The following is a 13,779-nucleotide window of genomic DNA, read 5'->3' as shown; positions in this document are numbered from 1 at the left end:
GGGGTAATACCGTGCCCGATGCGCAATTTTACACGAGTCATCATTAATTCTGTAAGCATTAAGGGAAAAGCAGATCCTACATTTGTCAATGAAAACTACAGCGCTAAACGCTAAAATTATGGAAACCGTAAAATTCAAAACCAATATAAAATGCGGTAACTGCATTGCTACCGTAACTCCGTTTCTGAATGAAGCCGTGGGGGAGGGCAACTGGCAGGTGGATACAACAGATCCCAAAAAAGTGCTGACCGCCAAAAACGCAACGGCCGAGGAAGTCAGACAGGCTATTGAAAAAGCTGGTTACAAGGCTGAGCCGCTTAACTAACAAAACGATGACTACGACCATTGCCGATTCAGGAACGGGAGCTGTTAAGCATGGGGCTGCGTCCGAAATCCGGCAAACGTATCCTGTGCTGGAAATGAGCTGTGCAGCCTGTGCCGTCAGCGTCGAATCGATCCTGAAACATACGCCGGGTGTCAGCGATGCAGGGGTGAATTACGCCAACCAGTCGGCCTGGGTCCAGTTCAATCCGGGCATCGTTAGCCCAGCAGAGCTGCAACAGGCGGTACGGGAAATGGGGTATGATATTGTCATTGAAACGGAAGAGTCGGGGCCCGACGCCCGGCAAGTGCAGGAAGACGCGAATCAAAAGCGGTTTCAGCGCCTTAAGCAACGGACTATCTGGGCGGTGATTCTATCGTTGCCCATTGTTGTCATTGGCATGTTTTTCATGTCTTTTCCCAACGGCAACTACATCATGATGGCCCTGGCGGCACCGGTTGTGTTTGGCTTAGGCCGGCCGTTTTTTGCCAACGCCTGGAAACAGGCCCGTCATGGTAAAGCCAATATGGATACGCTGGTGGCGTTGAGCACAGGCATTGCGTTTCTGTTTAGCGCTTTCAATACGCTTTATCCCGAATTCTGGTATCGCCGAAGTGGCGTTCACCCACATGTTTATTTTGAAGCAGCTGCCGTCGTTGTTACCTTCATTCTGCTGGGTAAGCTTCTGGAAGAGCGAGCCAAACAGAATACGTCGTCGGCCATCAAAAAACTGATTGGATTACAACCTAAAACCGTTTGGGTGGTTGAGGGGGATACCGAACGCGAGATTCCAATTTCTGCCGTTCAGGTTGGCCAGTTGCTACTCGTGCGGCCGGGAGAGCGGGTTCCGGTAGACGGACGTGTTGCGTCGGGAGAATCGTACGTCGATGAGAGCATGATTAGCGGAGAGCCCGTACCTGTATTAAAACAGTCGGGGGGGGGCGTCTTCGCGGGTACGATCAACCAGAAAGGCAGCTTTCGGTTCTATGCCGAAAAAGTTGGCTCCAATACCCTGCTGGCGCAAATCATTCGTATGGTTCAGGAAGCGCAGGGGAGCAAAGCCCCCGTACAGCAGCTTGTGGATCGAATTGCCGGCGTTTTCGTTCCTGTGGTGCTGGGTATTGCGGTGTTGACGTTCGCGGTCTGGATGGTGTTTGGGTATTATCTAGCCCCGAACAGCGACCCGTTTACAACCGCTCTCCTGACGTCTGTGGCCGTGCTGGTTATTGCCTGTCCGTGCGCACTCGGCCTGGCAACGCCCACAGCTATTATGGTTGGCGTTGGCAAAGGGGCTGAAAATAACATCCTGATAAAAGATGCCGAAAGTCTGGAAATGGCGCATACGGTCAATGCCGTTGTACTCGACAAAACCGGGACAATTACGGAGGGTAAGCCATTCGTCACAGACATGCATTGGGCTGTTCCGGCCAATGAGCAGGCGCCACTAACGTCCATTCTGTACTCGTTGGAAAAACAGTCGGAGCATCCGCTGGCAGAAGCGGTAACCGCTTTTTTGCCAACCCATGAGTCGCTGCCGCTGGATTCATTCGACAGTGTAACGGGCCGGGGCGTCAGGGCGACCTATCAGCATATCGTTTACTTCACTGGTAACAAAAGCCTGCTGCGTGAGAACCAGATCACAATACCTGCGGAACTGGAACAGTATGCTGCGGGCTTGCAGAGTCAGGCTAAAACGCTGATTTATTTTGCCCGGAAAAACGAAGTTAATGGACAGGTGCTCGCCCTGCTTGCCATTGCCGATCCTGTGAAACCGAGTTCGAAGCAAGCGATTGACACCTTGCAGAATCGGGGTATTGAAGTATATATGTTAACCGGCGATAATGGGCAAACGGCGGCTGCGGTGGCCGAGCAAGTAGGTATTCACCACTTCAAAGCTGACGTAATGCCGGGCGATAAAGCTGATTTTGTGAGCGCTCTACAGGCGTCGGGCAAGGTTGTAGCGATGGTGGGCGATGGTATCAACGATTCGCAGGCACTGGCTCAGGCCGACGTGAGTATTGCCATGGGAAAGGGCTCTGATATCGCGATGGATGTAGCCCGAATGACCCTGATCACCTCCGATCTGACCAGCCTTTCCAGGGCGTTTAACCTATCGAGGCAAACGGTTCGCGTTGTTCGCCAGAATCTGTTCTGGGCCTTTATTTACAACCTGATCGGAATTCCTATCGCTGCGGGTGTGCTGTTTCCTGCCTTTGGCTTCCTGCTAAATCCGATGATTGCCGGAGCCGCCATGGCGTTAAGTTCTGTATCGGTAGTAAGCAACAGCCTGCGGTTGCGGGGTATGAAATTATAAGTTGCGCCAGCCTTCGTCGGCAGAAAAACGGCCTGATAAAAACAATAAAGCCCGGTCAGAAATCTGACCGGGCTTTGTTTGTAAATCTATTAGCCTTAAAAAATTGGCAGAAATAACTATCCTTATTTGCCCACCGTACCACGCAGCGCACGTGGAATTTCGATGCTGGCAACTGGGTTCGACGCTTCTTCAAGCAGTTCGATGTTTTGTACAGAAATCTGACCAACACGAACCGATTTACCCAAGTCAAGACCCGATACATCCACATCAATATAGTCAGGGATGTTTTCAACGGTGCCTTTAACGCGCAGTTTCCGAACGCGGGTCACCAATTTACCACCTTTCTGAACGCCCGGTGCTGTGCCCAATAAACGAACGGGAACAGCAATTTTGATGGGTTTATTGTCCGTAATAAGCAGGAAATCGGCGTGTAAAAGAATATCGCTTACTGGGTGGAACTGGGCTTCCTGAAGGATCGCCCGGTACTCAGCACCCTCGATGTTGAGCGCTACTTCAAAAATATTAGGCGAATAAATCAAATCGCGGAACAGAATCGCTGGGGCGTAAAAATGCACCTGCTCTTCGCCACCATATAACACGCATGGAACATTGCCCTCGGCCCGAATCGCCTGTGATTCCGTGCGGCCGAGATTCGCTCGTTGATACCCTACAATCTCGATTTTTTTCATGATAAAATTTAATTTTGACCGGGTCGCCGGTGCGATGATAGAATGATTGAATTATTGAATGATACTGGAAATGTTTTGTTTCCTATTCTATCCTTCAAAACTCATTCATTCAATATTTAATAAACAGTGAACTAATAGATTCATGATCACGAATACGGCCAATGGCTTTGGCAAATAACTCCGCCACCGACAGTACTCTAATTTTTTCGTTTGTTTGCTTCATGGGCAATGTATCCGCCACGACTAACTCCTGCAACACGGAATTGGCAATATTTTCGTGCGCCTTGCCCGACATGATCGGGTGTGTACACACGGCCCGTACAGACAACGCACCTTTGTCCATAATAATCTGGGCGGCTTTGGCCATCGTGCCTCCCGTATCGATCAAATCGTCGACAAGCACAACGTTGGCCCCTTCTACATCCCCAATCACCTGCATGGACGCAATTTCGTTGGCCCGTTTGCGGTGCTTGTCGCACAGCACGATGTCAGCATTGAAGTGTTTGGCGAATGTACGGGCACGGTTGGCACCACCTACGTCCGGCGAGGCAACCACCAGATTTTCCAGATTCAGACTTCGGATATACGGCACGAACACCGATGTTCCTTCCAGATGGTCAACCGGGAAGTCGAAAAAACCCTGAATTTGTCCTGCATGCAAGTCAATCGTCATCAACCGGTCAACACCTGATGCCGCCAGCGTGTTGGCAACCAGTTTGGCGGCAATCGATACCCGCGGTTTGTCTTTGCGATCCTGCCGGGCGTATCCGAAGTAAGGAATCACAACGGTTACGTAGTGTGCCGAAGCACGGCGGGCCGCATCAACCATCAGCATCAGCTCCAGCAGATTATCAGCGGGCGGGGGCGTCGACTGAATGAGGAAAACATCGCAGCCACGAACCGACTCTTCAAAACTGGGCGACATCTCACCGTCGCTGAAGCGTCGGCAGGTGTAGCCACCTAAGTCTTTCCCGTAATAATGTGCAATTTTTTCGGCCAAATAGGTGGACTGACTGCCCGAAAAAATCTTAACCGGATTAAACGAAGCCATGTGTGCCGGACAAATTTCCCGCAAAGGTACGGAAAAAACAGCCCACTTGCTGGCAGGATGTAAACTTTCTTCCGACAAATCGGCTATTGGGCGTCAGTGCTGAAAACGAAAAGTCCCATTATTTGCTATTTCGTATGATAAAAAGGCCAAACAATTTAGCGAACATTAGCTTTGACACATATGGAAACGCTTAACCCTTTTCAGCCTGTTGGCCTTGCCCCAAAGCCACTTTTGGGGCTGGATTCTGAACCGATAGCTGCCTTATGTAAACAAATTGCCGATGCAGCTGCCCAAACAGATGATGACAAGACATTTCCTGAAGAAGCCTTCAGCCGCCTGGCCGAAGCCGGTTTATTAGCCGTTACCTTACCGGGGCGGCAACTGGATAGCCGATCGCCCAAAACCAGTCAACTGCTCCAGCTATTGAAACGAATTGGGGCCGCTAATTTATCCGTTGGCCGGGTTTACGAAGGGCATATCAACGCCCTGAATCTGATTCATCTATATGCTACTCAGGAACAGAAAACCCGGTGGTATGCCGATGTAAGTCAGTACAAGCGGCTATTCAGCGTCTGGAATACACAAGCGGCCGATGGGATAAAAATTCATGCCCTTGCTAATGGACGGTATCGGCTCGAAGGCGCCAAGACCTTCTGTTCAGGTTCGGGCTGGATCCAGCGGCCACTCATAACCGGTCAACTTCTGGGTGATCCGTCCGGACAAGGATGGCAGATGTGCATCATTCCAACGGAACGCGTGGATGCCATTGCGCAGGATACTAGTTTCTGGCAACCGCTGGGGATGCGGGCATCGGTAAGCTATAAACTCGACTTCACGGGTCTCGAAATTAGCCGGGAAGACCTGCTGGGGCAGCCCGATGATTACTATCGGCAACCGTATTTCAGCGGAGGAGCCAGCCGATTTGCGGCCGTGCAGTTGGGTGGGGCGGAAGCGTTGTTCAACGCAACGCGGGCATTGCTAGCATCAATGAATCGAACCGACGATCCAATTCAACGCACCCGGCTGGCCGAAATGGCCTGGCTGATTGAGTCGGGGAATCAGTGGCTCAAAGCCGCCGGGGAAAATACGGATGCCTGGCTGGCCGATGAGAACGAAACCGAAAAAATTGTGGCTTACACCAACATGACCCGAACGGCCATTGAAGAAATCTGTCTTCGGGTAATGCCCCTGGCCGAACGGTCGGTGGGTGCACGCGGACTCATGCGGCCACTTCCGTTTGAGCGTATTCATCGGGACTTAACGTTCTATTTGCGGCAACCCGCGCCCGACGCCACCGTCCTCGATATTGGCCGCTATGTTTTAGATAATCCACAAAACGCGCATGAACTCTGGCGTTGATAAAGCTCATTTTCTGGAGGCCATGTCGCATCCAATGGACATAGACTTGATTGGAAACGCGCTGGTCATTGCTCCGCACCCCGATGATGAATCGTTGGGTTGCGGTGGTACCATAGCGCTGTTGCGGCAACAGGGATTCCAGGTATACGTGCTGTTTGTGAGTGATGGAACCATGTCGCATCCTAACTCACCCAGTTATCCGGCCGAGCGGCTACGACAGGTACGCGAATTGGAGGCATTGAACGCACTCTGTCAACTGAATGTGCCTGCTGATAATGCCTTTTTTATGCGGCAGAAAGATACGCAGGTAACTACTCCTGACAATGCTGGTTTTGACCGTGCGGTTGGGTTTGTCCACACGCTCCTGACAGATCTCAAACCAACAACAGTGCTGCTCCCCTGGCGACGGGACCCACACCGGGACCACCGGGCATCGTGGCAGGTCGTGAATGCGGCTTTATCACTGCTTTCGATACGACCTCGGGTCCTCGAATACCTGATCTGGTTGTGGGAGTTGGGCAATGAGCATGATATGCCTGGCCATGACGAAATGATGGTCTGGCATGTTCCGATTGAGTCGGTTATGATGCAGCGAAACCAGGCCATTGCGGCTCATCGGTCGCAAGTGAGTCGGTTGATTGACGACGACCCAACGGCCTTTTACTTGTCGCCAGAGTTGCTGATGCACTTCAATAAGCCGCGGGAATTATTTCTGGAAGAGCCTATTAACGAACCTGATTATGCCTAAATCAAGCCTGCCCAGTACCTACTTCGATGATGTGTACCGGGCCAACGACGACCCCTGGGCCTTTGAAACCAGCCCGTATGAACTGGATAAATATGCCACTACACTGGCTGCCCTGCCTCAGGAGCAATATGCTAACGCGTTTGAAATTGGTTGTTCCATTGGGGTGCTGAGCGAATTACTGGCGCAACGGTGCAACCGCCTGCTGGCGGTCGATGCCAGCGAGTTGCCTTTGGACGCAGCCCGAAACCGACTGGCTCCCTATGAGCATGTGACGGTCAGACAGCTGAGTATTCCGGCTGAATTTCCGGACGGGCAATTTGACCTGATTTTGCTGTCGGAAGTAGGCTATTACCTGGGGTTGGATGACCTGAAACGGGCGCGTCAACAAATGCTCGATCACTTAACCGAAAACGGGCATCTGTTGCTTGTTCACTGGACACCGTTTGTTCCCGACTATCCGCTGACGGGCGACCGGGTTCACGAAGAATTTTTGGCAATAGCGGGGGAAGGCAAACCGCTTAGGCATTTGTCGGGTCAGCGCCTGGAGAAATATCGGCTGGATCTGTTCCAGAAGCAGTAATGCTCGCTAAAAGTTGTGTCGCGCCCTCCGAGGGCCGTCTTATGTATTCCAAGGGCCGTGTCCTCACGGCCCTTCATAGTGTTGTATTGCAGACGCCCATGAGGACACGGCCCTTGGAGTACAGGATACGCTACCGGGTTACCTAACCAGGTAGTTTCGCATGTCCCGAATGGCAACGGTAATCGGTACCGGCTTCCATTGAGTAATCCATTGCCCCGACGTCATTCGTTCATCGATCATTTCCCAGATCTCGCCAAAAAAACGGCTTTTTTTGAATTGCTCAATGAGCCAGTCTGAATCGATAAACAGCTCAAGAGCAATGCGTTTCAGTAAGTCGGTATGCACGCCCTGGTTACGCTTTTGCCAGCAAAGCCGTAATTGCTGCCGATTACTAAGCCGGGTAATGACAGCTCCGGCGGGCTCCGCCAATTGACATTGATTGCCCTGATTCATGATCGACCAATACCGTAATTGCTCCGAAAAGCCAACGGCCACCCGTCCCTGCAATCGGGTCGATGTATAGACCTTTACGTGTGGGCTCTTTCTAACTTTGGCATCAATGCGCAGCAAAGCCCGGTAAAAGGCCTCGTCTTCCAGGTAAGGCGTTTCGGGGAGGCCGCCTACCTGCTCATACATGTGGCAGGTCACCGCAATGCTCGCGCCGAAATGCTGAAAGTGGCGGGGCCAGGGGTCGTGTAAACAGGGGTCGAACAGGGCTTCTGCTTTGGCCACCAGCGTTCGGTACATCACATCGCGCAGGTGAAACAACCGCACGCTGCTCTGGTCAGGCCGGGTTAGAATGCGTCCCCCAACGGCGTCGTTGCCCTTCGCCATTTCGAGCATGATGTTGTACACCCAATGACTATCAACCACCGTGTCACCATCGGTTGAGGCTATAATGCCGTCGGATCGTCCCAGACTCGTCAATCGGCGGTAGGCTTCGTCCATGAGCATGCGCCGAACAGTACCAATATTTGCCTTCTCGGGCGGCAAGTGAACCTGAGCAATATGCAGGTGAAAGGCAGGGTATTTCTGCTGGTATCGACGGGCAATGTCAAAGGAAGAATCTGTACAATTGTTGGCCAGTAGCAGAACTTCGTATAAGAGCGGGTTCAATGGTAAGCTGTTGCCATCCAGTTGCTTACGGAGTGCTTCCAGCGTTTCGGTCAATTGGTCGGCTTCGTTTCGTACCGGAACGATAACCGTGAGCCGGGTTTGTAAAGAAGGCGGGGTATCGTTAAATAGAAGAGGTTGAGCAAACGCACCATTTATCTCCTGTATCTCCGTTGGCATAAGGCTATTCGTGGTCCATGTGAAATAATTTGGTCACATAGAGACTTCTTAATGACAACGGAATGTATGTAGGATTGTTAGCGTGTTTTATGAAGTTATTTGTACTCAAGTATGCCTTAACTTATTCAGGATAAATTAAACGAATCTACCCCTTCCGGAACGGGCCTGAATCGTTCGCAGAATAAGAACACAAATGGCTGCCGATAATACGCCAACACCAGTGCCCGCCAGCACATCGAGTGGGTAATGTGCCGCCACGTAAATCCGGCTATACGATACAATAGCGGCCCACAAAAAGCCTAACCGTAGCCAGGGATGCTGTTTGCCCAGCATGAACCAAAGACTGGCTGCCAGGGCAAATGTGGTTGACGCATGAGAAGAGACAAAGCCGTATTGCCCTCCGCACTCCATAACCGGATGAATGAAGGTTTGGAGCGCCAGTTCATGGCAGGGCCTCAGCCGATGAACCAGCGGCTTGAAAATTGAAGAAGCTATCTGGTCGGCGAGCGCTACCGAAAAAATAATGGTCAGAATGTACCCGATGGCTTGCTTCCGGTACTGATAAATTAGCCAGCCAATGAGTAGCGCGTACAGAGGAAACCAGCTATTCCGTTCCGTAATCCAGATCATGATCGGGTCCAGCCAGGGCGTGTAACGGCCATTCAGCCACAAAAAAACGTGGATGTCGAGTTGGTTCAGTTTCTCAATCATAGACTACAAAACCAGAAACTGGCTCAAGTAATTTCGAGCGGTCAGAATAGCCGTTTTCACATCGTCGGGGTGGCTTTCATAGGCTTTGTCTTCCACCTCGATACAAACCGGGCCCCTATACCGAACGTCCGTTAAAGCGGCAAAGAAATCACGCCAGCGCACATCACCCAGGCCAGGAAGTTTGGGTGAATGGTACTCCAATGGATTAGCCATGATACCCACCCGGTTCAGCTTGTCGCGATAGAGTTTTACGTCCTTCAGATGAATGTGATGCAGCCGGTCGCGATACTCGTAAATGGGTTTGACCTCGTCCATCATTTGCCAGATCAGGTGGCTGGGGTCATAATTCAGCCCCAATATTCGCGACGGAATAATCTCAAACATCCGATCCCAAATGGCGGGGGTAGTGGCGAGGTTTTTGCCGCCTGGCCACTCGTCGTCCGTAAACCACATCGGACAATTTTCGATCCCGATTTTTACATTACAGGCTTCGGCTTCGCTGATGATAGCGGGCCAGTGCTCGGCATACAGTTTCAGGTTATCGGTGATGCTTAGGGATGGATTCCGGCCAATAAACGTGTTGACAACCGGAATGCCCAGTTTGGCCGCTGCCCGGATGATTTTCTTTATGTGTTCGCGGTAGAACTCAGCCTGCTCCGGGTTTGGGTCAAGAGGATTCGGGTAATAGCCGAGGCCCGAAATCGCCACGTTATGGAGTCGGGTGAGGGAGTGAACGTGATCGACGTTGAGGTTGTCGACATCAATGTGCGTTACACCCGCATACCGTCGGGCATCCGCATTACCCGTCGGCCAGCACATAACTTCAACGCACTTAAACTGATGTTCTGAGGCAAATTGAAGAACACCATTTAAATCATAGTCGGCCAGGATAGCCGAAACAAAGCCGAGGTTGAGCATACAGGGGTTTAGTATAAGCCGGATGGCCACATCCGGGCGGTTCATAAAAATAAGAAAACTCAGGTTCGGACGTAGCCGTCCGGGTTATGTCTAGTAACCAGTCGATTCAATAGTTGTGTTCGTTATTGCCGTTGGTGGCGTCATGCCGGATCGTCGATAAGCCTCGTTCAGAATAACGGCCGTTGACGAAGTGCCCACCCGGGCAACGCCCATTTCCTTTACCACCAGGAGTTCGTTCAGCGTGCGGATACCGCCCGAGGCTTTCACCCGAACGCCCGGTCCTACATGGTCGAGCATCAGACGCAAATCGTGTTCGGTGGCTCCTTTATAGTCGTACATGCCATCAGGCCCTTTCACAAACCCAAAGCCCGTTGATGTCTTCACAAAAGCGACCCCAATGTCCGTACAGACCTGACAGAGTTTTATTTTCAGCCTGTCATTCGGCAGAAAGTCCGTTTCGAAAATAACTTTCAGTAGGGCTCCTTCTGACTCACAGGCGTCGTAGATAAGCTGAATTTCGTTGGCCACGTAGTCCCAGTCCTCGCTCAATACCTTGCCAATATTGACGACCATATCGATCTCGACGGCGCCATCGCGGCAGGCCTGCAGCGTTTCGGCAACTTTAAGGGATGTTGCCTGGCCACCGTGCGGAAACCCGATGACAGTGCCCACGCGTACATCTGAATGGGCCAGTAATTCACTTGCCAGCACCACGGCATAGGGCTTTATACAAACCGATGCCACTTGGTAGAGTAACGCCTGTTGGCAACCGTCGCGCAGTTCCGCATCCGTCAGGGTTGGGTGTAGTAACGCGTGATCAATTAGTTTACCGAGTTCAAGAATGGGGAGCGAGGGCATACGTTGCTAAATGAGGACCAAAGGTAAAGGCTTTCGCGGTATAGATGAGTTGGCGTTCATGGAAAAGATTAAACGAATGCCCAGGAGTCTATGAGTGCTTTTGACGAAGAAAGGGTATTTTTCCAGTTTGATGATGTTGATTAGATCGCCATATTTCAGGCGTTTTATATCTAGTCGAGTGGTAGATTACACCGCAAAATGGGCTTACTTCGCAGAGCCGTCTAAACACCTGGTAAAAAGTAAATCCCGATTAGCGATCGTATGAGAAAGATTCGGTTCGTCATCTATTCACTGGCAGTAGCTTCATGCCTGATAGAGGGGTGCGTTAGTAACAAATCGATAAAAGAATTTACCGGCACATCCATCGAGGCCACCCGACGATTGCCGGTACTCGCTGATGACCTGGCCGAGTCCTGCGTTCGACAAAAGCAGTATGCCTCCATCCGGGAGGGCACGTTTGACCCAGTTAAACTACGGCATGATGCCGAGAAAGAGTGTGTTTCCCTGAAAGCGTCTGAAAAGAATTTTATCGTTGCTAACAAAGTGCTCGTCCAGTACCTGCATACACTGGATAAATTAGCAGGCGACGATATCGTTACCTACGACAAAAGCATTGATAAACTGGTCGCTAACCTGGGCGATTCGAAACTTATTCCGAAAGCACAGGTAACTACACTTTCGAAGCTTGTGAATTTAATAGGCGATGCCTCGTCCAATGGGTGGCGACGGAAGAAGTTGGGCAAAGCCATTACTCTGGCTAATCCCGACATTCAAACGTTGCTATCGACGTTGTCAGCAATTATCAAAAACGACTACGTTCAACTGTTGCAAAACGAGCAACTGGCGGCCAAAAACCTGTATTTGGCCACGATAAAAGAAAACGTAAAAAAAGAGCCCATAACCATTATCCTTTTGCAACAACAGTGGGACAGAGAATTTAAACTGTTGGAAGAGAGAAAGATAGCAGCAGGTACCTACGCCGACATACTGACGACCATTGCCCAGGGCCACCAACTTTTGTTTGATAAGCAGGCCAGACTAAGCGGGAAAGAAGTAAGAAAGGAAATTTTAGACTATACGTCGAAACTGGTCCCACTGATCGGGGAAATTCATGACAAATTTTAAGCGATACCCTTATGGAACTAACGGCTGATCAGGCTCGTATACTAGCGCGGTCTTATTTCGATCTGGCGCAGAAACTGGGAGAATATCGCTTTGACAAGTTTGATGCGCTGACACCGGCGAAACGCAAAAAGATAGAAGAATTTGAGCGGGCATTGCTCGATTCATCAACGGCGTTCACGGCGATGGCTATGTCTATTTCGTTGGCTGACCTGGAGCCTGTTCTGACCCGGATTGGTGAGGTGACAACGACTATGAAAGACAACATCAACGAACTGCAAAAAGTAGATCGGGTACTAAAAATTGCAGGCAGCGCTGTTCAGTTAGCCGGTGCCATACTAACTGGAAATCCGGAGGCAATTTTCAAGGCTGCTGGTGAGTCTGCATCCCTATTTGCCTGAGTAGGTTTTGGTTTTTGATTCACCGGGTTTTAACCCGATGAATCAAAAAACGTTTGATTACAAAGACACAACCCCCGCTCGTACGGCCCACATAGCCAGTCCAACCCGGCTTTTGACCTGTAGGCGTTCAAACAAGGCCTCCCGATAGCCGTCGACAGTGCGGGGACTGACACACATTTTGTCAGCGATTTGGACGTAGGTTAGCTCTGAGCAAGCGAGTTGTACAAAATGGCGTTCACGATGATTTAACGGAACAGGGTCCGGATTAGGGTTAGAGGAAAAGTTGTACATTGTATGGTGCGTGTTAGGATTCAGGCTAAAGTTAGCTAACTACCTGAAAAATAAACGCATACATACTTTTTTCTGGAACGAACTGAGTTAACGGTAATATTTCTTTGTCGAATTAATTAAAGCCCAGCTTCTCCCGAACACGCGCAATTGTTTTGCTCGCAACGGCACGCGCTTTCTCTTCACCGGCCTTAAGTTCAGCTTCCAGCGCATCATTGTTGTTCATGTAATAGGTGAAGCGTTCGCGCTCGGTGGCAAATCGTTCCAGAATAAGTTCATAAAACGCTTTTTTAGCCGTTCCGTAGCCATAATTGCCCCCTTCATATAAACCGCGCATCTCGGCAATCTGCCCATCCGAAGCCAATAGTGAATACAACTGAAACGTGATATCTGTAGCCGGGTTCTTGGGCTCCTCAAGCGGGGTCGAATCCGACTTGATCTTTTTGACTACTTTCCATAACTCGTTTTCGGGCAGAAAAATGTCAATGTAGTTGTTGTAGGACTTGCTCATTTTCGCCCCATCGATGCCCGGAATCGTCATCAGGCGATCGTCGATTTGGGCGTCGGGTAGTACAAACACTTCACTCTCATATTGCCGGTTGAAAATGCTGGCAATATCGCGAGTCATTTCAATGTGCTGACGCTGGTCTTTTCCAACCGGAATAATCTCGGCGTCGTACAGAAGAATATCGGCCGCCTGCAAAACAGGATACACAAACAAACCTGTGTTGACCGGACCGCTGGACCGATCTGATTTCTCCTTGAACGACGTCGCATTGTTCAGCATCGGCATGGGCGTGAAGCAACTCAAGTGCCAGGCCAATTCTGTATGTTCGGGTACTCTTGACTGCCGCCAGAACGTATTTTTTTCTGTGTCTAACCCAAACGCCAGCCAGGTTGCCGCTACGGCCCGCGTAAACTCCCGCCGGGTGGGGCCATCTTTGATCGTGGTCAGTGAATGAAGATCTGCTATGAACAGAAATGACTCATTATCAGGGTGTTTTGATAAGTCGATAGCTGGTTTAATTGCGCCCAGAATGTTGCCTAAATGCGGCCGGCCGCTGCTTTGAATACCGGTTAAGATTCGTGCCATAGTTTATATGTAGTATTCAGTTTACGGTTTAT

Annotated in this window: 15 protein-coding genes; 7 read left to right on the top strand and 8 right to left on the bottom strand. The window is 50.6% G+C overall.

Annotation, left to right across the window (positions count from 1 at the left end; genetic code table 11):
- Positions 1–118 precede the first annotated feature (118 nt).
- Complete coding sequence (locus SD10_RS15655) at positions 119–325, top strand: heavy-metal-associated domain-containing protein (protein ID WP_046574908.1); 207 nt, start codon at positions 119–121, stop codon at positions 323–325.
- Positions 326–332: 7 nt separating this feature from the next.
- The gene (locus tag SD10_RS15650; RefSeq protein ID WP_046574906.1) at positions 333–2,636 is read left to right on the top strand and encodes a heavy metal translocating P-type ATPase; all 2,304 of its coding nucleotides are present in this window, start codon (positions 333–335) and stop codon (positions 2,634–2,636) included.
- 122 nt (positions 2,637–2,758) lie between these two features.
- Here the strand turns inward: SD10_RS15650 and SD10_RS15645 are convergent, their stop codons facing one another.
- Both SD10_RS15645 and SD10_RS15640 read right to left on the bottom strand, forming a co-directional pair.
- A complete protein-coding gene (locus tag SD10_RS15645) occupies positions 2,759–3,325 on the bottom strand; it encodes a 50S ribosomal protein L25/general stress protein Ctc (RefSeq protein ID WP_046574905.1) in 567 nt (188 codons plus the stop codon).
- Positions 3,326–3,434: 109 nt separating this feature from the next.
- Positions 3,435–4,376, bottom strand: coding sequence for a ribose-phosphate pyrophosphokinase (locus SD10_RS15640; RefSeq protein WP_046574903.1), 942 nt, complete (start codon positions 4,374–4,376; stop codon positions 3,435–3,437).
- A gap of 180 nt (positions 4,377–4,556) precedes the next feature.
- Between SD10_RS15640 and SD10_RS15635 the strand changes: the two genes are divergently transcribed.
- Genes SD10_RS15635 through SD10_RS15625 form a run of 3 tightly spaced genes read left to right on the top strand, consistent with a single transcriptional unit; the run spans position 4,557 to position 7,063 of the window.
- Positions 4,557–5,735: an acyl-CoA dehydrogenase family protein gene (locus SD10_RS15635; RefSeq protein ID WP_046574901.1), complete on the top strand. Its 1,179-nt coding sequence runs from the start codon at positions 4,557–4,559 to the stop codon at positions 5,733–5,735.
- A complete protein-coding gene (locus SD10_RS15630; RefSeq protein ID WP_046574899.1) occupies positions 5,719–6,483 on the top strand; it encodes a PIG-L deacetylase family protein in 765 nt (254 codons plus the stop codon). Before SD10_RS15635 ends, SD10_RS15630 begins: the two co-directional genes overlap by 17 nt.
- Positions 6,476–7,063, top strand: a complete 588-nt coding sequence (locus SD10_RS15625; RefSeq protein WP_046574897.1) for a class I SAM-dependent DNA methyltransferase — start codon at positions 6,476–6,478, stop codon at positions 7,061–7,063. The genes SD10_RS15630 and SD10_RS15625 overlap by 8 nt, the downstream gene beginning before the upstream one ends.
- A gap of 138 nt (positions 7,064–7,201) precedes the next feature.
- Here the strand turns inward: SD10_RS15625 and SD10_RS15620 are convergent, their stop codons facing one another.
- The 4 genes from SD10_RS15620 to deoC form a co-directional block, all read right to left on the bottom strand.
- The gene (locus SD10_RS15620) at positions 7,202–8,356 is read right to left on the bottom strand and encodes a glycosyltransferase (RefSeq protein ID WP_046574895.1); all 1,155 of its coding nucleotides are present in this window, start codon (positions 8,354–8,356) and stop codon (positions 7,202–7,204) included.
- A gap of 135 nt (positions 8,357–8,491) precedes the next feature.
- Complete coding sequence (locus SD10_RS15615; protein WP_046574893.1) at positions 8,492–9,067, bottom strand: phosphatase PAP2 family protein; 576 nt, start codon at positions 9,065–9,067, stop codon at positions 8,492–8,494.
- A 3-nt stretch (positions 9,068–9,070) separates the two neighbouring features.
- Entirely contained in the window at positions 9,071–9,985 is a 915-nt protein-coding gene (locus tag SD10_RS15610; RefSeq protein ID WP_046579621.1) for a sugar phosphate isomerase/epimerase family protein, read from the bottom strand.
- A gap of 90 nt (positions 9,986–10,075) precedes the next feature.
- On the bottom strand, positions 10,076–10,843 hold the full coding sequence (deoC, locus tag SD10_RS15605; protein ID WP_046574892.1) for a deoxyribose-phosphate aldolase: 768 nt from the start codon (positions 10,841–10,843) through the stop codon (positions 10,076–10,078).
- A 261-nt stretch (positions 10,844–11,104) separates the two neighbouring features.
- On the opposite strand from deoC, the gene SD10_RS15600 reads away from it, so the two are divergent.
- Both SD10_RS15600 and SD10_RS15595 read left to right on the top strand, forming a co-directional pair.
- Positions 11,105–11,968 carry a hypothetical protein gene (locus SD10_RS15600; protein ID WP_046574891.1) on the top strand — a complete coding sequence of 288 codons (864 nt, stop codon included), beginning with the start codon at positions 11,105–11,107 and terminating at the stop codon, positions 11,966–11,968.
- A gap of 11 nt (positions 11,969–11,979) precedes the next feature.
- Entirely contained in the window at positions 11,980–12,366 is a 387-nt protein-coding gene (locus SD10_RS15595; RefSeq protein ID WP_046574889.1) for a hypothetical protein, read from the top strand.
- Between the two features lie 57 nt (positions 12,367–12,423).
- On the opposite strand, the gene SD10_RS29145 is transcribed toward SD10_RS15595, so the two are convergent.
- Positions 12,424–12,657 carry a response regulator transcription factor gene (locus SD10_RS29145; protein ID WP_082111613.1) on the bottom strand — a complete coding sequence of 78 codons (234 nt, stop codon included), beginning with the start codon at positions 12,655–12,657 and terminating at the stop codon, positions 12,424–12,426.
- A gap of 112 nt (positions 12,658–12,769) precedes the next feature.
- Entirely contained in the window at positions 12,770–13,747 is a 978-nt protein-coding gene (gene trpS, locus SD10_RS15590) for a tryptophan--tRNA ligase (RefSeq protein WP_046574888.1), read from the bottom strand.
- Between the last annotated feature and the right edge of the window lie 32 nt (positions 13,748–13,779).

This window comes from Spirosoma radiotolerans (assembly GCF_000974425.1).
GTDB classification, from domain to species: Bacteria; Bacteroidota; Bacteroidia; order Cytophagales; family Spirosomataceae; genus Spirosoma; species Spirosoma radiotolerans.
The sequence above is the reverse complement of the archived record's forward strand: the minus strand, read 5'-3'. Positions and strand labels throughout refer to the sequence as shown.

Coding starts and splice junctions, on each gene's coding strand:
- SD10_RS15645 (WP_046574905.1), bottom strand. CDS start 3,325: ATGAAAAAAATCGAGATTGTAGGGTATCAACGAGCGAATCTCGGCCGC.
- SD10_RS15615 (WP_046574893.1), bottom strand. CDS start 9,067: ATGATTGAGAAACTGAACCAACTCGACATCCACGTTTTTTTGTGGCTG.
- SD10_RS15600 (WP_046574891.1), top strand. CDS start 11,105: ATGAGAAAGATTCGGTTCGTCATCTATTCACTGGCAGTAGCTTCATGC.
- trpS (WP_046574888.1), bottom strand. CDS start 13,747: ATGGCACGAATCTTAACCGGTATTCAAAGCAGCGGCCGGCCGCATTTA.
- SD10_RS15610 (WP_046579621.1), bottom strand. CDS start 9,985: ATGCTCAACCTCGGCTTTGTTTCGGCTATCCTGGCCGACTATGATTTA.
- SD10_RS15640 (WP_046574903.1), bottom strand. CDS start 4,376: ATGGCTTCGTTTAATCCGGTTAAGATTTTTTCGGGCAGTCAGTCCACC.
- deoC (WP_046574892.1), bottom strand. CDS start 10,843: ATGCCCTCGCTCCCCATTCTTGAACTCGGTAAACTAATTGATCACGCG.
- SD10_RS29145 (WP_082111613.1), bottom strand. CDS start 12,657: ATGTACAACTTTTCCTCTAACCCTAATCCGGACCCTGTTCCGTTAAAT.
- SD10_RS15630 (WP_046574899.1), top strand. CDS start 5,719: ATGAACTCTGGCGTTGATAAAGCTCATTTTCTGGAGGCCATGTCGCAT.
- SD10_RS15655 (WP_046574908.1), top strand. CDS start 119: ATGGAAACCGTAAAATTCAAAACCAATATAAAATGCGGTAACTGCATT.
- SD10_RS15650 (WP_046574906.1), top strand. CDS start 333: ATGACTACGACCATTGCCGATTCAGGAACGGGAGCTGTTAAGCATGGG.
- SD10_RS15635 (WP_046574901.1), top strand. CDS start 4,557: ATGGAAACGCTTAACCCTTTTCAGCCTGTTGGCCTTGCCCCAAAGCCA.
- SD10_RS15625 (WP_046574897.1), top strand. CDS start 6,476: ATGCCTAAATCAAGCCTGCCCAGTACCTACTTCGATGATGTGTACCGG.
- SD10_RS15620 (WP_046574895.1), bottom strand. CDS start 8,356: ATGCCAACGGAGATACAGGAGATAAATGGTGCGTTTGCTCAACCTCTT.
- SD10_RS15595 (WP_046574889.1), top strand. CDS start 11,980: ATGGAACTAACGGCTGATCAGGCTCGTATACTAGCGCGGTCTTATTTC.